Below are 20,348 nucleotides of genomic sequence, written 5' to 3'. Positions count from 1 at the left end.
CTCAGCCTAGGGAAGTCGGTCGGGGTGGGTCCATGCCCCGGGGCGCCGGAATCCCCTCGACGCCGAGACCGCACTGTCTCGCCGAAACCGTACATAGGTGCCGAGACCGCACCCGTCGGGTACGGCTTCGGCACCTTTGTACGGTCTCGACGCCGGAGGGCGGCGTCCTCAGCGCAGAGCGGACGCCCGTTCCCCGAGCCCCTGGTCAGGGCCTAGTTTGGAAGCGGAACAGGCGGCGCCGCCCCGCCCGCGGGCCCAGCGAGTCCGGGAGCCGGCGAGCGCCGCACCTCACCGACCACGAGAGGACGTCATGGCTGACCTCACCGGAAAGAAGATCGCCTTCCTGCTCACCGACGGCGTCGAGCAGGTGGAGCTGACCGAGCCCCGCAAGGCCCTGGATGAGGCGGGGGCGCAGACCGTCATCGTCTCCCCCGCCGAAGGCACCCTCACCGCGATGAAGGGGGACTGGGACCACGCGGACACCTTCCCCGTGGACCAGCCGCTGGCCGAGGCGAAGGCCGAGGACTACGACGCCCTCGTGCTGCCCGGCGGCACCATCAACGCGGATACCCTGCGCATCCAGGACGGCGCCACGGACTTCCTCACCGCCTTCCTGGATGCGGATAAGCCCGTGGCCGCGATCTGCCACGCCCCGTGGCTGCTGGCCCAGGCCGACGTCGCCCGCGGCCACCGGCTGACCTCCTTCGAGTCCATCGCCGCGGATCTGAAGAACGCCGGGGCGCAGTGGGAGGACTCCCAGGTGGTCGTGGACGGCAACCTCATCACCAGCCGCAACCCCGGCGACCTCGAGGCCTTCTCCGCCGCGATCATCGACGCCCTCTCCTGATCCGAGGCTGATCCGACGGGACTGAGCGAGGGCAGGGCTGACCGAGGTCGGCCCTGCCCGACTCGCGTCCCGGCCGCCATCCCCGCAGGGCCGACCGAGCCATCCTCGCGGGATCGGCCGAGTCGCCCCGGCGGCCCGGATAGACTGCACGGGTGGCCCTGACCCGTGAGCGCATCCTCGAGACCGCCCGAGATCTGCTGCGCTCCTACGGCCTGGGGGACCTGTCCATGCGTCGGCTCGCGACCGAGCTGGGCGTGGCCCCCGGGGCCCTCTACTACCACGTGCGCAGCAAGCAGGAGCTGCTGAGCCTGCTGGCCACCCGGCTGCTGGCCGACACGACCCGGCCCGAGGAGATCCCGCAGGACCTCCGGGAGATCGCCGAGGAGCTCACCGACACCGCCCTGAGCGTGCTCGCGGCCCTGACCGAGGTCACCGACGCCCCCGAGGTGGTCTCCGTGGCCCTGGCCCTGCATCCCGACTCCGTACCCCAGCGCGAGCGCGTCCGCCGTCTCCTGCTGGCCGCGGGCCTGACCCCGCGCCGCGCGCAGTGGGGTGCGCACCTGCTGCTGGCGAGCGTGCTGGGGCTGGCCCAGCAGGCCCAGGATCGCGCCCTGATGCTCGACGCCGGCCCCGATGAGTCCTCCCCCGCGGCCCGGGAGGACCGGGCGGCCGAGGAATTCGGGGTGCGCGCCGTCGTGCGCGGGCTGCTGCCGCACCCACCCGGCAGCCCCATGCCGCCGAGCACCTAGAATCGTCGGGGACCGCGGCGTCCCGACGCCGCATCTCCTCGCCCCCACGATCCAGAAATGAGTCCGCTTCGATGCCCCAGTCCCCCCAGCACGTCCTCGCCCGGTGGGCGCAGCTGCCGGACCACGAGCAGCACGTGCGCACGGTGACCCGGGCCTTCCGGGAGCGCTACGGCCAGGACCCGGACGGCGTGTGGTCCGCCCCCGGGCGGCTGAACCTGCTGGGCGAGTATGTGGACTTCAACGGCGGCAGCGCCCTGCCCACCCCGCTGCCGTACCGCACGCTGATCGCCGCCCGGCTGCGCACCGACGGCGTGCTGCACGCCGAGTCCCTGCAGCTGCCCGGGGCCCCGGAATCCCGGGTCGCGGACATCGCCCCGGGCACGGTCTCCGGGTGGTTCAGCTACGTCGGCGGCGTCGCCTGGGCCCTGAACCGGGAGGGCGGGGCGGATCTGGCCCTGCCCCCGGATTTCGGGGCGGACCTGCTCATCGACTCGACGGTGCCCGTGGGCGGCGGGCTTTCCTCCTCCGCGGCCCTGCTGGCGGCCACCGCGCTGACCCTGCTGGAGCTGTCCTGCCCGCTGCGCGCCCCCGCCGGCCTGCCGGGCCTGCCGGTGGGCGGGTGCTCCCCGGACGACGACGCCCTGCGCGCCCGCCTGGCCCAGGTCTGCATCACCGCGGAGAACCGGGTGGCCGGGGCCCGCACCGGCGGGCTGGACCAGACGGCGGCCCTGCGCTCGCTGCCCGGTCAGGCCGTGGCCATCGACTTCCGGGACTTCTCCCTCCAGCCGGTGCCGGTGGATGCCGCCGCGGCGGGCCTGGCCTTCCTGGTCATCGACACCAACGCCCCGCACGATCTGGCCGATGGTCAGTACTCGGCGCGCCGGCAGGCCTGCGAGACGGCGGCCCGCGCCGCCGGCGTCGAGCATCTGCGGGACCTGCTGCCGGAGGAGCTGGGCTTCCCCGAGCTGAACGCGCAGGAGGCTCGGCGGGCCCGCGAGCGCGCCGTGGACGACGCCCTGGCGCGGCTGCGGGAGGTGCCGGGGCTGTCGGAGCAGGTGGAGCCGGTGGTGCTCACCGGGTGGATCCGCCACGTGTTCACGGACATGGCGCTGGTGGAGCGGGCCCGCGCCCTGTTCACCCGCCGCTTCCCGGCCGATCCGCGGCAGCACCCCGAACAGGTGCGGGCCGTGTGGGAGGAGTTCGGGCAGCTGTTCACCACCTCCCACGCCTCGATGCGCGATGACCTGCAGGCCTCCCGCCGGGAGCTGGACGTCGCGGTGGCTACCTGCCTGGAGCACGGCGCCCTGGGGGCTCGGATCGTGGGCGGCGGCTTCGGCGGGGCCGTGCTGGCCCTGGTGGAGGCCGACCGGGTGGAGTCCACGGCCCAGGCCGTCGCGCAGGCCTTCGCCGCGCAGGCCTTCGCCGCGCGGGACTTCGCCGCCCCGGTGTTCCTGCCGCTGGCCCCGGGACGGCCGGCCCACCGGGACCGCCGAGCACCGGTTCGACGTCAGCACCGCTGAACACCGGGACCGCCGAGCACCGGCCCGACGCCGGGTTCGCGCGGGCTCGTGTCTGCCGGTCGTGAACACGGGCCCGCGCGGCAGCGCTGAGGTTCACAGCACACCCGCGGTGGCCTAGGGTGAGGAATCAACAGGTGGTCCGCACCGCATACCGAGGGGGCCATCGCCTCACGAAAGGAGCCACCATGGGTATCGAGGACAAGGCCGAGAACAAGGGCCAGGACTTCGCCGGCACCGCCAAGGAGAAGGTCGGCGAGGCCGTGGGCAACGACGATCTGAAGAACGAGGGCAAGGCCGACCAGCTCTCCGCCGCCGTCAAGGACGGCGCGGAGAAGGTCAAGGACGCCGCCCGCAACATCGGCGAGAAGTTCAAGAAGTGAGCTGACTCCCCGCGTTCGGGAGCGCCGCCGCGGCACCCGCGTCTGCAGACGCCGGGACCGTGACGGCTCCCGCCGAGAAGGCCCGCGATCGAGGCCACCCCCGGGTGGCTCCGGTCGCGGGCCTTTCGTCGTCTCCGGGGATCGGGGGCTGTCGCCCACCGCGCGGCGAAGACCCGACGCGGGTCCGGGGCCTGCCGGCGGGAATCACAAGAATCCCGGCTCGGGCCGTCCACCGCTCTCCCCACCCGTGCAGAAAAGTTATCCACAGGAGTGGACAAGTCTGTGGGTTTCCGGCCGGCAGGCGGTCATCCGGCCTGATTTTCCGCGGATCTCGGCCATCCACAGGGGTGCCTGCGACGGTGGAGTGACACCCGTGTAGTTATTAACAGCTGTGGACAGACCCTGTGGAGAACCCTCCCCACCCTCAGGATTCGTGTAATCACAAGAATCTCAGGGCCGGACCCGCCGCCCCGGAGCGGCTAGCGCAGCCGACGCCGTCGGGCCCGCAGCCGCGGGGAGGCGACGTCGAACAGCAGGGCCGTCAGCGCCCCCACGATCAGACCGCCCACATGGGCCTGCCAGGAGATCCCCGGGACCACGAACCCGAAGACCAGGTTCACCGCGATCAGCACCACCAGTCCCCCGGTCTCCCCGCCCCGGAAGCGGGTCCAGGCGAAGAAGGCGCCGAACAACCCGAAGATCCCGCCGGAGGCGCCCACGACCCACGTGCCCGGGGAGAGCAGGTACACCGCGGCGGATCCGCCCAGCACGGACAGCGCGAACACGACGGCGTAGCGCCAGGACCCGAGGCGCGGCTCCAGCGCCTGGCCCACGATGTAGAGGCTGTACATGTTCAGCAGCAGGTGGGTGAGGGAGCCGTGCACGAAGGCGCTGGTGAGCATCCGCCACGGCTGCACCGCGGTCAGCGCGGGATGGTACGCCAGCTGCGCGGTGATCCGATCCCCCGTGACCACCTGCAGCAGGAACACCACCACGCAGACACCGATGATCCCCCACGTCACCGGCAGCACCCCGGCCCGCGGGAACAGCCCGGCCCCGCCCCCGCGCCGAGCGCCCCCGGCGGCCTGCTGCGCCTGGTGCACGCAGTCCACGCACTGCACGCCCACCGGCGCCTGCACCTGGCAGGAGGAGCAGACGGGGCGCCCGCAGCGGGAGCAGCGCACGTAGGCGGGCCGGTCGGGGTGGCGGGGGCAGACGGGCACCTCGCCGGGCTGATCCTCGATGCGCTGCCCGTACCGGGGCGGGTCCTGGTCCATGGGGTCTCCTCGTGGGTCGATGGGTCCCCGCCGGGAAGCGGGGGGAGCGTGCGGATACGGCTCAGGCCCACCCGCGAGCGCGGATGGGCCTGGAAGCGTGGGCGGCGCCGGGCCCGGGGCTCACGCGGCGCGGCTCCCGGAAAGCGGGAGACGGCGCGCGGCGCCCGGGCGGCGTCGTGCGGGTGCGGCTGGTGCTACAGCCGCTTGATGTCGATGGATTCGATGACGACGTCCTCCACCGGCCGGTCCATCATGCCGGTGGCCACGCCCTCGATCTCGTCGACGACCTTCTTGGAGTCCTCGTCCGCGACCTGCCCGAAGATGGTGTGCTTGCCCTGCAGCCAGGTGGTGGGCACGGTGGTGATGAAGAACTGGGAGCCGTTGGTGCCCTTGCCGCCGCGGGTGCCGGCGTTGGCCATGGCCAGCATGTACGGCTCGTTGAAGTCCAGCTCGGGGCTGATCTCGTCGTCGAACTGGTACCCGGGGCCGCCGATGCCCTGGCCCAGCGGGTCCCCGCCCTGGATCATGAAGTCCCGGATGATGCGATGGAAGATCACGCCGTCGTACAGCGGGGTGTTCTTCTTCTCCCCGGTCTTGGGATCGGTCCACTCCTGCGAGCCGTCCGAGAGGCCGATGAAGTTCTTGACGGTCTTCGGCGCGTGGTTCCCGAACAGATCCACCACGATGTCCCCGTGGTTGGTGTGGATGGTCGCTTGCGCGGTGGGGTTAGCAGTCATGCTCGTCATCCTCCCACGCGCGCGCGAGGCCGCCCAAGATCTTTCCGCCTTGAGTGAAAACGACGACGGGCCGGTGCCGCCTCCGCGCGACACCGCGGTGTCCCAGCCCATAAGCTGGTGACGGACGACAAGTGACGCGGTGCCGTCCCGCCGGTGTTACCCCGGCGGATACGCGCGACACGTCCGGGGAGAGGCCCCGGCCGCACCGCGTCCGCAAGGAGGGATGACTCGTGGCGTGCCACCAGAAGAAGGCTGAGAAGAAGGCCAAGGAAGCCCAGAAGCAGGCGGCCAAGAAGGCGAAGAAGGCCCAGAAGGTCGTCAGCTCCCGCTTCCAGGACCAGGCAGAGAAAGCCCAGGATCTCGCCCAGGGCCTCGGCGCCAAGCTGCAGGACCAGGCCGACAAGGCCAACCACTGGGTGCAGAAGGAGGTGACTCCGCGCGTGCAGGAGGGCCTGGACAAGGCCTCCCCCGCCGTGGAGAACGCCGTCGCCAAGGGCCGGGCGCAGGCCGGTGCGGCCGCCGCGGCCCTGGCCCAGAAGCTGGACTCCGTGGACGCCGGCGATGACCGCGTGGAGGCCCTGGCCCAGAAGCTCACCGGGGACAAGAAGGCCGTGAAGAAGTACCAGAAGCAGGCCGTGAAGTCCGCGAAGAGCTTCGCCAAGGAGCAGAAGAAGGCCCAGCGCAAGTCCCACAAGGGCTGGCTGGTCTTCGGGCTGCTGGCCGCCGGCACCGCCGCGGCCGTGGCCGCCTGGCGCGCCTCCCGCCCCGTGGAGGATCCGTGGAAGACCCCGGCCGACGCCGCCCAGCCGGCCAAGGACCAGTCCTCCCGCCCGGCCGCCCCGGCCAAGCCCGCCGAGGAGACCGCCGCGGATTCCCAGGCCGGGTCCGCCGGGAAGTCCACGCTGAAGGATCAGCAGGTGACCAAGCCGGCCTCCGCGAAGGCGCCCTCCAACCAGGAGGTCTCCGAGCACGTGGATGCCAAGGACACCAGCCACCCCGGCCCGGGCGCGCCCCTGAACAAGGCGGCCACTCCGGACCCCAAGAAGGCGGACACCGCCAAGCCCGCCGAGGTCAAGGACTCGCAGAAGTCCGGCGCCAAGAGCCGCGAGAACGTGGAGGGCAAGGAGGCCTGAGCCTCCTGACCTGATCCCACGGCCTGCCCGGCCGCGCGAGAACGCCGCCGCCCCCTCATCTCACGATGAGGGGGCGGCGGCGTCTCTCATGGTGCCGGGTCCCCGGCGGCGACGCGCTGCCGTGGCCGGCGCGCCCGGGCGGGGTGTCCCTCCGCTGCGTCGTGCGGGGGCGCTCGACGGGGCTCAGGCGCCGTCGTCATCCGGGGAGCCGGGCCGGCCCTCGCCCGCGGCACCCAGGCTCGGGCCCTCGTCATCGTCGTCCTGCGGGTCTTCCGGGTCCTCCGCCCGGCCGAGGGAGCGCAGGTTGTCCTCCACGCGGCGCACGTCGGTGGGAGAGGGCATCTCGTCGGTGACCTTGGTGATCTCCACGCCGATGTCCACGGAGTCGGCGGGCACCAGACCGGCCGCGGCCAGCTGGCGGGTGACGTCCTGGATCTCCTCCTCGCCGAGGCGGCGGCGCAGCACCGCCATGAGCGGGATGTAGTCCTGGGAGGGCATCCCGTGCGGGTAGCCGGCACGCAGCCACTGGATCAGCGAGCTCACGAAGTTGGGCACTGGTGTCCCCCGTCCTCCCGCGCGTGGCGGCGGGTTCCGATGTCGACGGCGGGAGCGTCTCCTGATCCCGCGGGGCGCGTCACTTCTTGGCGGCGCCCAGCAGGTCGAACCCGGTGGTGTGGTAGATGAAGTCCTTGGCGATCCACAGGATGCCGAGGAGGATGATCGCCGCGATCAGGGCGAAGATCGCCCCGGAGATCGCCCGCAGCACGGGGCTGGCGGGCGCGGTCTGCACCACGGTCCCGTCCGGGCGGGTCTCGGTGCTCCCGGCGGAGATCCGCATCGCGAGGGCGAACAGGGCGGGCATCCCCGCGCCGAGCACGAGCCCGGCGATGGTCACGGGGAGGAGGTTGGCGATGAGGGAGAGCATCTCCATGGGTCAGGCTCCGTGCTTCTGCTGGCGGCGGGACGCGGTGGCGCCCACGGGGGTGAGGTGGTCCTGGTCGAGGATCTCCCCGGCGGCGGCCGAGACCATGGGGCGATCCGGGCCGTTCTCCACGGACAGGGCGGCCTCGGTCTCCCAATCGGCGTTGACGTTGCCGGAGTCCACCGGGTTCTTCCGGGAGTGGCGCCACATGTACCCGGCCAGGGCGGCCATGATCAGGAAGACGACGCCGGTGCCGACCAGCTGGTTGCTGACCAGGGACACGCCGTGGGCGATCAGCCAGCACACCGCGCCGACCGCGGCGGCCGCGGGCAGCGTGATGACCCAGGCCACCGCCATCCGCCCGGCCACGCCCCAGCGCACGTCCGCGCCCTTGCGGCCCAGGCCGGTGCCGAGGATGGATCCGGTGGCCACGTGGGTGGTGGACAGGGCCATCCCGAAGTGGGAGGAGGTCAGGATGATCGCGGCCGAGGCGCCCTCGGCGGCCATGCCCTGCGGGGAGTCGATCTCCACCAGGCCCTTGCCCAGGGTGCGGATGATCCGCCAGCCGCCCAGGTAGGTGCCCAGGGCGATGGCCCCGGCGCAGGAGAGCTTGACCCAGAACGGGATGTCGGCGGAGGGATCGATCGCGGAGGAGGCCACCAGGGCCAGGAAGATCACGCCCATGGTCTTCTGGGCGTCGTTGGTGCCGTGGGCCAGGGAGACCAGGGAGGCGGTGCCCACCTGGCCCCAGCGGAAGCCGCGCTCCTTCTGCTGCTCCCCGACCCGGCGGGTGAAGCCGTAGATGAGGGAGGTGCCCACGGTGGAGATGAGGCAGGCGATGACGGGTGCGGCCAGGGCCGGGATGATGACCTTGGCGACGATGCCGGACCACAGCACCCCGGAGACCCCGAGACCGGCGATGGTCGCGCCGATCAGCCCGCCGAACAGGGCGTGGGAGGAGCTGGAGGGCAGCCCCAGCAGCCAGGTGAGCAGGTTCCACACGATGCCGCCGACCAGGCCGGTGAACACGATGAGGATCAACCCGTCCCCTTCGGCCATCTTGAGGTTCACGACCTCCTTGCCGACGGTCTTGGCGACCTCCACGGACAGGAAGGCGCCCACGAGGTTGAGCACCGCGGACAGGGCGACGGCGACCTTGGGCTTGAGCGCCCCGGTGGCGATGGAGGTGGCCATCGCGTTGCCCGTGTCGTGGAAGCCGTTGGTGAAGTCGAAGACCAGCGCCGTGATGATCACGATCGCGAGGATGATGAGTTCAGGGGTCACGGATCGATTATGCCGCCGCGCGGACCGGACGCGAGGCCCGCCAGGGTGAACTTCAGATGAACTTCGCCGCGCGAAGCTGGACACCGCAGCGAGTCACATGGTCGGCGTCACAGAGGCGATCACGGGTGCTGCGCGGAGGGGACCGGAGATGCCGCGCGGGCGGGGACACGGGGCGGATGCGGCGAAGCCGCGGTCCCGATGCGGGAGCCGCGGCTTCGTTCCGATGTCCGTGGTGGAGACGAGGGGACTCGAACCCCTAACCCTCTGCTTGCAAAGCAGATGCGCTACCAATTGCGCCACGTCCCCGGGTGGTTCAGTCGACCCGATCCGTGGACGCCTGCCACGTGGACTTGGTCTCCTGGGAATCCCGGTACCTCTTGGCCACGGCGAGGGCCGCGGCACCGGCGGCCAGCGCCGCCAGGATCTTCCGCATGAGCGGACCTCCTCGAGTGAGGGATTCGGTGGGCGTACCAGGAATTGAACCTGGGACCTCTACATTATCAGTGTAGCGCTCTAACCGTCTGAGCTATACGCCCTCACGCGGCCCGTGAGCCACGATGAAACACTACCGGCTGCCCGCGTCGGCGGCCAAATCCGCCCCCGGTGACCTCGCGCACAGGCGGGGCCACCGGGCGGCGGATCACCGGGTCAGTCGTCCGTCAGGGTCACCCCGATGCCGCCCACCAGCTTGGCCGCGATGTTGTACAGGAACCCGGCGATGATGCCCAGCAGGGTCAGCAGCACCACGTTCAGCACGGACAGGATCGTGGCGTACACGGCCACCTGCCCCAGGGAGAGGTAGTCCGTGAGCTGCACGGCGTTGCCCTGGCTGGAGAGCATGGACAGGATCGAGTTGATGCCGTCGAAGATGCCGGTGACCTCGAAGACCAGCCACAGGATCACGGTGGCCACCACGGTCACGATGCCCACGGCCACGGACAGCAGGAACACCAGCTTGGCGATGGACCACAGGTCGATCTTCGCGACCGTCAGGTGGGCACGACGCACCTTGGAGCGCGGGGCGGGGCGCACCAGCGGGCGGTTGGCCGAGCCGGCGGGCCGCTTGACCCCACCCGCCGAGGAGGTGCGCCCCGAGCCTGCGCGTCCCGCGGAGGAGGCGGAGGACTTGGTGGCCGTGACGGAATCCCGGCCCCGGCTCGGGGCGGGCCGCCGGGCGGAGGTGCCCGACGCCGAGGAGGGCTTGCGCGCCTCGGATCCCGAATTCTTCGTGCTCACTCGTTACCTCCGTGGGACTGCGGACCGGCTGCTGCCGGTGCGTCGGTGCGATCAGTGTCTGCGTCCAACGGTACTTCATGATCCGCCCCCGGGACCCCCACGGCCCCGCCCTCGGCCACGGGCTCCCCGTCGTCCACGCCCTTGTCCTGGTTGCGGGCGATGGACAGGATGCGGTCCTTCTTGCCCGGCTTCGCGAAGATCACGCCCATCGTGTCCCGGCCCTTCGCGGGCACCTCGGCCACGTGGGAGCGAGCCACCTTGCCGGACTCCATGACCACCAGCACCTCGTCGTCCGCGCCGACGATCAGCCCGCCCACCAGGTCCCCGCGGTCCTCCGCGAGCTTGGCGACCTTGATGCCCAGGCCCCCGCGGCCCTGCACCCGGTACTCATCCACCCGGGTGCGCTTGGCCCAGCCGCCCTCGGTGACCACGAAGACGTACGCGTCGTCGGTGACCACGGAGGCGGCCAGCAGCTCGTCGCCGTCGCGGAACTTCATCCCGGTCACCCCGGAGGTGGCCCGGCCCATCGGGCGCAGCGCCTCGTCCGTGGCGGTGAAGCGCAGGGACTGGCCCTTGCGGGAGATGAGCATCAGGTCATCCTCCGCCCCGGCCAGCTGCGCGGAGATCAGCTCGTCCTCCTCGCGCAGGTTGATCGCGATGACCCCGGAGGTGCGGTTGGTGTCGTAGTCGGACAGGCGCGACTTCTTCACCAGCCCGTGCTTGGTCGCCAGGATCAGGTACGGCGCGTCCTCGTAGGAGCGCAGGGCCATGACCCGCGCGATCGTCTCCCCCGGCTGGAAGGCCAGGACGTTGGCCACGTGCTGGCCCTTGGCGTCCCGGCCGGCCTCGATCAGCTCGTACGCCTTGGTCCGGTAGACCCGGCCGAGGTTGGTGAAGAACAGGATCCAGTGGTGCGTGGTGGTGACCACCAGGTGCTCGACGACGTCGTCCCCGCGCAGCTGCGCGCCCCGGATGCCCTTGCCGCCGCGGTGCTGGGAGCGGTACTGGTCGATGCGGGTGCGCTTGACGTAGCCGCCGCGGGTGATCGTGACGACCATGTCCTCCTCGGGGATGAGGTCCTCCACGGACATGTCCCCGTCGTAGCCCATGAGGATCTGGGTGCGCCGCTCGTCCCCGTACCGGCCGACGATCTCCGCCAGCTCCTCGGAGATCAGCTCCCGCTGGCGCTGCTCGGAGGCGATGATCCCCCGGTACTCCTCGATCTGGCGCATCAGCTCGGCATGGCGATCCTGGATCTTCTGCCGCTCCAGAGCCGCCAGGCGGCGCAGCTGCATGTTCAGGATCGCCTGGGCCTGGGCCTCGTCGATGTCCAGCAGCTGCATCAGCCCGGTGCGCGCCTCCTCCACGGTGGGGGAGCTGCGGATCAGCCGGATGACCTCGTCCAGGGCGTCCAGGGCCTTGAGCAGGCCGCGCAGGATGTGCGCCTCCTCCTCGGCCTGGCGCAGCCGGAACCGGGTCCGGCGCACGATGACGTCCATCTGGTGGGTGACCCAGTGGCGGATGAACGCGTCCAGGGAGAGGGTGCGCGGCACGCCGTCGACGATCGCCAGCATGTTCGCGGAGAAGTTCTCCTGCAGCTGGGTGTGCTTGTAGAGGTTGTTCAGCACCACCTTGGCCACGGCGTCGCGCTTGAGCACGATGACCAGGCGCTGCCCGGTGCGCCCGGAGGTCTCGTCGCGGATGTCCGCGACCCCGGAGATCTTCCCGTCCTTGATCAGCTCGGCGATCTTGATGGCCAGGTTGTCCGGGTTGGCCTGGTACGGCAGCTCGGTGACCACCAGGCAGGTGCGCCCGTGGATCTCCTCCACGTTGACCACCGCGCGCATCGTGATGGACCCGCGCCCGGTGCGGTAGGCGTCCTCGATGCCCTTGTGCCCGAGGATCTGCGCGCCGGTCGGGAAGTCCGGGCCCTTGATCCGCTGGATCAGGGCCTCCAGCAGCTGCTCGTCGGAGGCCTCGGGGTTGTCCAGGAACCACTGCACGCCGTCGGCGACCTCGCGCAGGTTGTGCGGCGGGATGTTGGTGGCCATGCCGACGGCGATGCCGGAGGAGCCGTTGACCAGCAGGTTCGGGAAGCGGGCGGGCAGGACCGTGGGCTCCTGGTTCTTCCCGTCGTAGTTGTCCTGGAAGTCCACGGTGTCTTCCTGGATGTCCCGGACCATCTCCATGGCCAGCGGCGCCATCTTGCACTCGGTGTACCGGGGTGCGGCCGCGCCGTCGTTGCCCGGGGAGCCGAAGTTCCCCTGGCCCAGGGCCAACGGGTAGCGCATGATCCAGTCCTGGATCAGGCGCACCAGGGTGTCGTAGATCGCGGAGTCGCCGTGCGGGTGGTACTGGCCCATGACGTCGCCGACGACGCGCGCGCACTTGTTGAAGGAGCGGTCCGGGCGGTACCCGCCGTCGTACATCGCGTAGATGACGCGCCGGTGCACGGGCTTCAGGCCGTCGCGCACATCCGGCAGCGCGCGGCCGATGATCACGGCCATCGCGTAGTCCAGGTAGGAGCGCTGCATCTCGGTCTGCAGGTCCACGGCCTCGACCCGATCGGTCAGACGGATCTCCGGACCGGGCACGGCCGGGTCCACGACCTCGCCCTCGTGGACCTCGCGCTCCTCGTTCTCTGCGCCGTTCTCCGGCGTGGCGTTCTCGTCGCTCATGGCTGTGTGCTTTCCGTTCTGGGGTGTGCTCTGCGCTGTCTCGCCGCATCGCCGCCCGGCTCATTCCGCGTGGGGAATATGATCCGGGCGGCATGCGATCAGATGTCGAGGAAGCGGATGTCCTTCGCGTTCTTCTGGATGAACTCGCGGCGGGACTCCACGTCCTCGCCCATCAGCACCGAGAACACCTGGTCCGCCGCGGCGGCGTCATCCATCGTGACCTGCAGCAGGGTGCGGTGCTCGGGGTCCATGGTGGTCTCCCACAGCTCGGTGTAGGACATCTCCCCCAGGCCCTTGTACCGCTGGATCCCGTTCTCCTTGGGCAGGCGCTGGTTGTTGGCCAGGCCCCGGGCCACCACCTCGTCCCGCTCAGCATCCGAGTAGACGTAGTCGTCCGCAGCGTTGGACCACTTGATCCGGTACAGCGGCGGCTGCGCCAGGTACACGTACCCGGCCTCGATCAGCGGGCGCATGAACCGGAACAGCAGGGTCAGCAGCAGGGTGGTGATGTGCTGGCCGTCCACGTCGGCGTCGGCCATCAGCACGATCTTGTGGTACCGGGCCTTCTCCACCTTGAACTCCTCGCCGATGCCGGCGCCGAAGGCGGTGATCATGGACTGGACCTCGGCGTTGGACAGCGCCCGATCTAGGCGGGCCCGCTCCACGTTGAGGATCTTCCCCCGCAGCGGCAGGATCGCCTGGCGCTCCGGATCCCGGCCCTGCACGGCCGAGCCGCCCGCGGAGTCGCCCTCCACGATGTAGATCTCCGAGATCGTCGGATCCTTGGAGGAGCAGTCCTTCAGCTTGCCCGGCATCCCGCCGGACTCCAGCAGGCCCTTGCGCCGGGTGGTCTCCCGGGCCTTGCGCGCGGCCACCCGCGCCTGCGCGGCCGTGATGGCCCGGCGCACGATGGCCTTGGCCTCGTTGGGGTTGCGCTCGAACCAGTCGCCCAGCTGATCCGAGACCTCCCGCTGCACGAAGGCCTTGACCTCGGAGTTGCCCAGCTTGGTCTTGGTCTGGCCCTCGAACTGCGGCTCGGCGATCTTCACCGAGATCACCGCGGTCAGGCCCTCGCGGATGTCATCGCCGGTGAGGTTGTCGTCCTTGTCCCGCAGCAGCCGGTTGTCCCGGGCGTAGCGGTTGACCAGCGTGGTCAGGGCCGCGCGGAAGCCCTCCTCGTGGGTGCCGCCCTCGTGGGTGTTGATGGTGTTGGCGTAGGTGTGCACGGACTCCCGGTAGGCCTCCGTCCACTGCATCGCCAGCTCCAGGGAGAGCATCCGCTCGGTGTCCTCGACGTCGAAGGCGATGACGTCCTCGTGGATCACCGGGGACTTCTGGCTGGCGTTGAGGAACTGCACGTAGTCCAGCAGCCCGCGGTCGTACTGGTAGACCACGGTGCGGTGGCCCTCCGCGGTGGTGGTCTCCGTGTTGAGCTTGAGCTCCTTGGGCTTCTTCTCCTCCGCCACATGGTCCTCGAAGTCCACCGCGGTGCGCTCATCCGTGAGCGTGATGCGCAGTCCCTTGTTCAGGAAGGCCATCTGCTGGAAGCGGGCGCGCAGGGTCTCGTAGTCGAACTCCACCGTCTCGAAGATCTCCGGGTCCGGGTGGAAGACCTGGGTGGTGCCGGTCGCGGTGGTCTCCCGGCCCCGGACCAGCTCCCCCTGGGGCACCCCGCCGTCGGCGAAGGCCATGGTCCACTCGTAGCCCTGGCGGCGCACGGTGGTCTCCACGCGGGTGGACAGGGCGTTGACCACGGAGATGCCGACGCCGTGCAGACCGCCGGAGACCGCGTACCCGCCGCCGCCGAACTTGCCGCCGGCGTGCAGCACGGTCATGACCACCTCGACGGTGGGCCGGCCCTCGGTGGGGTGGATGTCCACCGGGATGCCGCGGCCGTTGTCCACGACCTTCACCCCGCCGTCGGCGAGGATCGTGATCTCGATGTGGTCCGCGTACCCGGCCAGGGCCTCGTCCACGGAGTTGTCCACGACCTCGTAGACCAGGTGGTGCAGGCCGCGCTCACCGGTGGAGCCGATGTACATGCCCGGGCGCTTGCGGACCGCCTCCAGCCCTTCCAGGACCGTGATCTCGTTCGCGCCGTATTCGTGCTGCTCTGCGGATGCCACTGGGGGAATCAAGCTCCTTGGGTCCGGGCGTCGCGGGTGCGGACGCCCATCATTCAGTCTTCCCTCGATTCTAGCGGACCGAGCCCCGGGCGCACCGCCGATTCCGCCCACTGAGGAGCTTCCCGAGGTGGCATCTGCCCCGTCATCGGGCACAGAAGGCGGCTGAGTCGTCCTGACCCCGTCTGGCTGGGGGATCCCCCGTGACCGGGGGGGTCGGGACGGCAGCGGGCGCTCAGCCGTAGGTGTCCCGCGGGCCCCGACCACCCGGGGCCACTCGACGGCCCTTCCGCCAGGAGGGCGCGGCGGGCCCCCGCACGGTGACCCGGGTGACGATGCCCGGGCCCAGCTCCCGTTCGAAGGTGCTCAGCAGCTGCCCCTGCATGGTGCGCAGGTAGGTCGCGTAGTTGGTGGAGTCGCAGCGGACCGTGACCTCGCTGTTCTCATAGCTCTCCGGGCTCGCGTGCGCGGCGATCGAGGGACCCACCAGCTCCTCCCATCGGGAGAGCACGCTGCCCACCGCCACCGGCTCCTTCCACCCGCGCGCGGCGATCATGTGCGCCATCACGGGGCCGACCCCCTGCGGGTCCCGCGAGGACTTCCCCGGCCCGGTGTACCCGCCGAGCACGCGCGGATCCCAGCCCTCCTCGCGCCAGCGCCGCCTGCGGGACTGCCCCGGCGCCGCGGAGACGACGGCGCCGAAGTCCTTGATGATCCGGCGCGCGGCACCCCCGGTGACCCTCCCCTCGCCCCGGGCCACGGCCGCCTCGCGCAGGCGCTGCAGCAGGGAGGCCGGGGCGTCGATCTCGTCCCGCTCCAGCTCCCGGCGCACCTCCTCGCCCCGCTCAGGCACCCGGCGCCCCCGGGCCCTCCGGCTCCTCCGGCGCGGCGTCAGGGGCGCCGGCGTCGGAGTCCACCGGGTGCACCTCGCCGGGGCTGACCTGCAGCACCCGACGCCGCCCGGGCAGCTCCCGCGGCAGATCCTCCTCGACCGCACAGGTCACCAGCACCTGCTCCGCCGCGGAGACGATCCGCGCCAGCCGGGAGCGGCGCACCGCGTCCAGCTCCGCGAAGACGTCGTCCAGGATGAGGATCGGGGAGGCGCCGGGGGCGTCGTCGTCGGCCCGGTGCACGTACCAGGAGCCCAGGCGCAGGGCCAGGGCGTAGGACCACGTCTCCCCGTGGGAGGCGTAGCCGCGCGCCGGGATCCCACCGAGCATCAGCTGCACCTCGTCCCGGTGCGGCCCCACCAGGCTCATCCCCCGCTCGATCTCATCCTGGGCCTTCTCCTCCAGCGCGCTGGCCAGCATCTGCCCGAGCCGGGCCGGGCTCAGCGCGGCCAGGGCGGCGACGTCCTCCCGCGGCCGGGCGCCCAGGGTGAGGGACTCGTAGCGGAAGGCCAGCTCCTTGCCGCCGTCGGTCAGCTGCCCGTACGCCCGGTCGGCCTCCGGCAGCAGGGCCGCCAGGACCTGGAAGCGGGCGTGCAGGATCCGGGCGCCGAGGTTGACCAGCTGCCCGTTCCACACCTCCAGCGTGGCCCGCTCCTCCGGTCCGGTGCGTCCCGAGCGGCGCAGGGACTTCAACAGGGCGTTGCGCTGGCGCAGCACCTTCTCATAGTCCGCCCGGTATCCGGCGACCACCGGGCGCAGGGAGACCGCCAGATCGTCCAGGAAGCGACGACGCAGCGCGGGTTCGCCCTTGATCAGGGCCAGGTCCTCCGGGGAGAACAGGACGGTGCGGCAGATCCCCAGGGCCTCGCGCACCCGCACGGGCGCGGCGCGGTTCAGCCGTACCCGGTTGGCCTTGCCGGGGGTGATCTCCAGCTCCATGACGGTCTGCTGGCCGCCGCGCACCACCCGGGCCCGGATGTAGGCGCGCTCGGCACCCACCCGCACCAGCGGGGCATCGGCGCTGACCCGGTGGGAGGCCAGCTCGGCGCAGTAGTCCACGGCCTCGACGATGTTGGTCTTCCCGACGCCGTTGCGCCCCACCAGCACGGTCAGCCCCGGCGTCAGGGCCAGATCCAGGAACCGGTAGGTGCGGAAGTCCATCAGCGAGAGGTGGTCGATGTGCACCGGGCCGGCTCCTCCTTTCCTGCTCTGATCCGCTGCGCGCGGGCGCTACTGCTGCGGCAGGCGCACCGGCATCAGCAGGTACCGGTAGCGCCGATCCTCCTCCGCCTCCGGGCTCTCCTGCGGGGAGAGCACCGCCGGCTTGGGCGGGGTGGTGAAGGAGAAGCGGACGTAGTCCCCGCCGATCGCGCCCAGCCCCTCGGACAGGTACACGGGGTTGAAGGCCACGGTGATGTCCTCGCCCTCCAGCTGGGCCTCGATGACCTCGTTGGCCTGGGCGTCCTCCCCGGTCCCGGCGTCCAGGGTCAGCTGGCCCTGCACGAACGCCAGGCGCACAGGGGTGTTCCGCTCGGCCACCAGGGAGACGCGCCGCACGGCCTCCACCAGCTCCCCGGTGCGTACGACGGCGTGGATGGGGGTCTGATCAGGGAAGAGCGAACGGATCTTGGGGTACTCCCCGTCCACCAGGAGGCTGGTGGTGCGCCGCCCGCCGGATTCGAAGCCGATGAGCTCGTGGGATCCGGACAGGGCGATGGACAGCTGCCCGGCCCCACCCAGGGTCTTGGCGACCTCGTTGAGGGTGCGGGCCTTGATCAGGGCGGCGGTCTGCAGCCCCTGGTCCGCGGGCTCCCAGATCAGCTCGCGCATGGCCAGCCGGTAGCGGTCCGTGGCCAGCAGCGTCATGTTCGGTCCGTCGATCTCCATGCGGACCCCGGTGAGGATGGGCAGGGTGTCGTCCTTGCTGGCGGCGATGATCACCTGGGAGACCGCGTGGGCGAAGGCCGCGCCGTCCACGGTGCCGGAGACCTCCGGCAGTCCGGGCAGCTCGGGGTAGTCCGAGACGGGCATGGACGCGAGGTTGAACTTCGCGGAGCGGCAGGTCAGGTACACCTTGGAATCCCGCGTCTCGACGGCGACCGGGGCGGAGGGCAGGGAGCGGCAGATGTCCGCCAGCAGCCGCCCGGAGACGAGGGTCTGACCCTCCTCGATGACCTCGGCGGCGATGGACAGCTTGGCGGAGGTCTCGTAGTCGAAGCTCGCGATGGAGACCTCCCCGCCCTGGGCGGTGATCAGCAGCCCGGAGAGCACCGGCACCGGGGGGCGGGGGGACAGGGAGCGGGCCGTCCAGGTGACGGCCTCGGCCAGTACGTCGCGGTCGACTGAGAATCTCACGGTGGCGCTGTCCTTCTTCCGCGCGCAGCGCGCGGGGTACGAGGGGATCGGATCTGGGGCCAGCTTACCGGAGCCGGACCTCGGGGATTCTTGGAATTCCACAGGCCGGGCGGCCGGTCACGGCCGGATCCCGGCCCTGCCGGCAGGCTCGAGGGTCCGGGAGGTTCGTTGTCGGGGATGATCTCTTAAAGGATCGGGAGTATTAACAACCCGTGTGGATTCTGTGGAAAAACGCCCGGATCCCTGCCGGCTCGCGGATCGCGGGTGTGGGCAACCTGTGGTCGTCGTCGGGGACGGATCCTGCCGGCATGTGGAGCCGCGAGACCGGCCTGATGCGGGATCCACAGCCTGCGGGCGGTGCATCCCCTTAAGCTCCACAGTCCGAGCGGGGTTGTCCACAGCTCTGTCCACAGCTGTTAATAACAGGGCCCGGATCACCCTGTGGAAACGGTGGATGAGCTCGGGCGGGCCCCGGACCGGGCCTCAGCCCTCGCGGTGCTGCTGCTTGATGCGGTTGGTCAGCTCGGTGACCTGGTTGAAGATGTTGCGCCGCTCGGCCATGAGCTTGCGGATCTTCCGCTCCGCGTGCATCACGGTGGTGTGGTCCCGGCCCCCCAGCTCCTGGCCGATCTTGGGCAGGGACATGTCCGTGAGCTCGCGCAGCAGGTACATGGCGATCTGCCGCGCGGTGACCAGTGTGCGATTGCGGGACTTGCTGCGCAGCTCCTCCAGCGACACCTCGAAGTACGCCGCGGTCTGCCCGAGGATCGTGGAGGCGGTGATCTCGGAGACGCCTTCATCCGTGATGAGGTCCTTGAGCACCAGCTCCGCCAGCGGCAGGTCCACGGCCTGTTTGTTCAGGGAGGCGTAGGCCGTCACCCGGATCAGCGCGCCCTCCAGCTCCCGGATGTTGGTGGTGATGTTGGAGGCGATGTACTCCATGACCTCGTCCGGGGCGTCCAGGTTCTCGCTCTGGGACTTCTTGCGCAGGATCGCGATCCGCGTCTCCAACTCCGGCGGCTGCACATCCGTGATCAGGCCCCACTCGAACCGGGAGCGCATCCGCTCGGCGAAGCCGGTCAGCTGCTTGGGCGGCAGATCCGAGGTGATGACCACCTGCTTCTGGTGGTTGTGCAGGGCGTTGAAGGTGTGGAAGAACTCCTCCTGCGTGTGCTCCTTGCCCGCGAGGAACTGGATGTCGTCGATCAGCAGCAGGTCCACGTTGCGGTAGATCTGCTTGAAGCTGGAGCCCTCGTCGTCGCGGATGGAGTTGATGAAGTCGTTGGTGAACTCCTCCGAGTTCACGTACCGCACGCGCATGTGCGGGAACATCCGCTTGGTGTAGTGCCCGATGGCGTGCAGCAGGTGGGTCTTGCCCAGCCCGGAATCCCCATAGATGAACAGAGGGTTATATGACTTGGCTGGCATCTCGGAGACGGCCAGGGCCGCGGCGTGGGCGAAGCGGTTGGACTGCCCGATGACGAAGGTGTCGAACACGTACTTGCTGTTCAGCCGGGCGCTGGACTCCCACTCCGCGTCGTTCGGCGCGGTGTTGGATGCCATCTGGGGAATGTCCTGGCCGGGGGTGACCACCTCGGGGCGCGGGGCCTCGGACTCCGGGGAGCCGGCCGGGGCCGACGTCGGGCGGGACCCGGTCAGGGAGGCCGGCTCCTGCCCGGCCCCGGGCACGTGCAGCGGGGAGGGGACGGTGCCCACGTGGCCGCGCTCGGCCTCCAGCTCGCTGATGGGCGGCAGGCCGGGCCCCTGCTCCGAGCTCGCGTGCCGGGTGTGATCCGCCCGGGGGTGATCGGCGGGAGGCTCGCCCCCGGCGGTGGGCCGCCCGGTCCCGCCGGCTCTGCGCGTCGGGGCGGCGTCGGTGCGGGGTGTGCGCCGCTGCTGGGGTGAGGCGGTGGCCTGGGCCCGGCCGGGCACCGGCGTCTCCAGCTCCGGGTCGATGACGAAGGCCTCGGTGATGCCCATGTCCTCGGGGAAGGCGCGGTTCAGCGCCTCCTTGAAAGCGACGTTCAGCTCCCGCTGGAAGACGTCGCGGGTGTACTCGTTGGGCACCGCGATGATCAGGGTGGTGCCGAACAGCCCCTGCGGCTGCGCCTTGTCCAGGGAGCCCTTGACCCGGCGGGTCAGGTCGGGGTTGTTCTGCAGGTCCGCGATGCACGCCTCCCAGCGCGTCTGGATCTGCTCGTTGCCCTGAACGCTCAC

The 20,348-nt window shown here is 70.8% G+C and carries 18 protein-coding genes and 2 tRNA genes; 5 read left to right on the top strand and 15 right to left on the bottom strand.

The window, feature by feature from the left end; all coding sequences use genetic code 11:
• Positions 1-310 precede the first annotated feature (310 nt).
• From AC0VXQ_RS00100 to AC0VXQ_RS00085, 4 genes are all read left to right on the top strand, one after another.
• Positions 311-847 carry a type 1 glutamine amidotransferase domain-containing protein gene (locus AC0VXQ_RS00100; RefSeq protein ID WP_058731396.1) on the top strand — a complete coding sequence of 179 codons (537 nt, stop codon included), beginning with the start codon at positions 311-313 and terminating at the stop codon, positions 845-847.
• Between the two features lie 152 nt (positions 848-999).
• On the top strand, positions 1,000-1,596 hold the full coding sequence (locus AC0VXQ_RS00095; RefSeq protein ID WP_475528680.1) for a TetR/AcrR family transcriptional regulator: 597 nt from the start codon (positions 1,000-1,002) through the stop codon (positions 1,594-1,596).
• Between the two features lie 71 nt (positions 1,597-1,667).
• Positions 1,668-3,116, top strand: coding sequence for a galactokinase (locus tag AC0VXQ_RS00090; RefSeq protein ID WP_475528678.1), 1,449 nt, complete (start codon positions 1,668-1,670; stop codon positions 3,114-3,116).
• Between the two features lie 185 nt (positions 3,117-3,301).
• Positions 3,302-3,496 carry a CsbD family protein gene (locus AC0VXQ_RS00085; RefSeq protein ID WP_058731393.1) on the top strand — a complete coding sequence of 65 codons (195 nt, stop codon included), beginning with the start codon at positions 3,302-3,304 and terminating at the stop codon, positions 3,494-3,496.
• 479 nt (positions 3,497-3,975) lie between these two features.
• On the opposite strand, the gene AC0VXQ_RS00080 is transcribed toward AC0VXQ_RS00085, so the two are convergent.
• Both AC0VXQ_RS00080 and AC0VXQ_RS00075 read right to left on the bottom strand, forming a co-directional pair.
• A complete protein-coding gene (locus tag AC0VXQ_RS00080; protein WP_058731392.1) occupies positions 3,976-4,773 on the bottom strand; it encodes a rhomboid family intramembrane serine protease in 798 nt (265 codons plus the stop codon).
• Positions 4,774-4,967: 194 nt separating this feature from the next.
• The gene (locus AC0VXQ_RS00075; protein WP_196825867.1) at positions 4,968-5,510 is read right to left on the bottom strand and encodes a peptidylprolyl isomerase; all 543 of its coding nucleotides are present in this window, start codon (positions 5,508-5,510) and stop codon (positions 4,968-4,970) included.
• Positions 5,511-5,740: 230 nt separating this feature from the next.
• Here AC0VXQ_RS00075 and AC0VXQ_RS00070 point away from each other — a divergent pair, with 230 nt between their 5' ends.
• A complete protein-coding gene (locus AC0VXQ_RS00070; protein WP_165870007.1) occupies positions 5,741-6,643 on the top strand; it encodes a hypothetical protein in 903 nt (300 codons plus the stop codon).
• A 183-nt stretch (positions 6,644-6,826) separates the two neighbouring features.
• Here the strand turns inward: AC0VXQ_RS00070 and AC0VXQ_RS00065 are convergent, their stop codons facing one another.
• The 13 genes from AC0VXQ_RS00065 to dnaA all read right to left on the bottom strand — a co-directional run bounded on the left by AC0VXQ_RS00065 (position 6,827) and on the right by dnaA (position 20,348).
• Entirely contained in the window at positions 6,827-7,198 is a 372-nt protein-coding gene (locus tag AC0VXQ_RS00065) for a DUF3349 domain-containing protein (protein ID WP_331279301.1), read from the bottom strand.
• A 79-nt stretch (positions 7,199-7,277) separates the two neighbouring features.
• Positions 7,278-7,574 (bottom strand): hypothetical protein, encoded by a 297-nt coding sequence (locus AC0VXQ_RS00060; RefSeq protein ID WP_058731389.1) that lies wholly within the window; start codon positions 7,572-7,574, stop codon positions 7,278-7,280.
• A gap of 3 nt (positions 7,575-7,577) precedes the next feature.
• A complete protein-coding gene (locus AC0VXQ_RS00055) occupies positions 7,578-8,849 on the bottom strand; it encodes an inorganic phosphate transporter (RefSeq protein WP_081046266.1) in 1,272 nt (423 codons plus the stop codon).
• 230 nt (positions 8,850-9,079) lie between these two features.
• Positions 9,080-9,155, bottom strand: a tRNA-Ala gene (locus AC0VXQ_RS00050).
• A 7-nt stretch (positions 9,156-9,162) separates the two neighbouring features.
• Entirely contained in the window at positions 9,163-9,282 is a 120-nt protein-coding gene (locus tag AC0VXQ_RS00045; protein ID WP_217265758.1) for a DLW-39 family protein, read from the bottom strand.
• A gap of 29 nt (positions 9,283-9,311) precedes the next feature.
• Positions 9,312-9,385, bottom strand: a tRNA-Ile gene (locus AC0VXQ_RS00040).
• Between the two features lie 112 nt (positions 9,386-9,497).
• Complete coding sequence (locus AC0VXQ_RS00035) at positions 9,498-10,085, bottom strand: DUF3566 domain-containing protein (protein WP_064725056.1); 588 nt, start codon at positions 10,083-10,085, stop codon at positions 9,498-9,500.
• Positions 10,082-12,763, bottom strand: coding sequence for a DNA gyrase subunit A (gene gyrA / locus AC0VXQ_RS00030; RefSeq protein WP_058748372.1), 2,682 nt, complete (start codon positions 12,761-12,763; stop codon positions 10,082-10,084). The genes AC0VXQ_RS00035 and gyrA overlap by 4 nt, the downstream gene beginning before the upstream one ends.
• A gap of 98 nt (positions 12,764-12,861) precedes the next feature.
• A complete protein-coding gene (gene gyrB, locus AC0VXQ_RS00025) occupies positions 12,862-14,889 on the bottom strand; it encodes a DNA topoisomerase (ATP-hydrolyzing) subunit B (RefSeq protein ID WP_061225136.1) in 2,028 nt (675 codons plus the stop codon).
• A gap of 232 nt (positions 14,890-15,121) precedes the next feature.
• The gene (locus tag AC0VXQ_RS00020) at positions 15,122-15,739 is read right to left on the bottom strand and encodes a DciA family protein (RefSeq protein WP_224799965.1); all 618 of its coding nucleotides are present in this window, start codon (positions 15,737-15,739) and stop codon (positions 15,122-15,124) included.
• The gene (gene recF / locus AC0VXQ_RS00015; protein WP_058730473.1) at positions 15,732-16,961 is read right to left on the bottom strand and encodes a DNA replication/repair protein RecF; all 1,230 of its coding nucleotides are present in this window, start codon (positions 16,959-16,961) and stop codon (positions 15,732-15,734) included. Before recF ends, AC0VXQ_RS00020 begins: the two co-directional genes overlap by 8 nt.
• Positions 16,962-17,006: 45 nt before the next feature.
• Positions 17,007-18,131: a DNA polymerase III subunit beta gene (dnaN, locus tag AC0VXQ_RS00010; protein WP_058730474.1), complete on the bottom strand. Its 1,125-nt coding sequence runs from the start codon at positions 18,129-18,131 to the stop codon at positions 17,007-17,009.
• 483 nt (positions 18,132-18,614) lie between these two features.
• The gene (dnaA, locus tag AC0VXQ_RS00005) at positions 18,615-20,348 is read right to left on the bottom strand and encodes a chromosomal replication initiator protein DnaA (RefSeq protein ID WP_475528673.1); all 1,734 of its coding nucleotides are present in this window, start codon (positions 20,346-20,348) and stop codon (positions 18,615-18,617) included.

The organism is Rothia sp. QJM3NY_36 (assembly GCF_056173115.1).
This window is presented reverse-complemented; position numbering and strand designations above follow the sequence as displayed.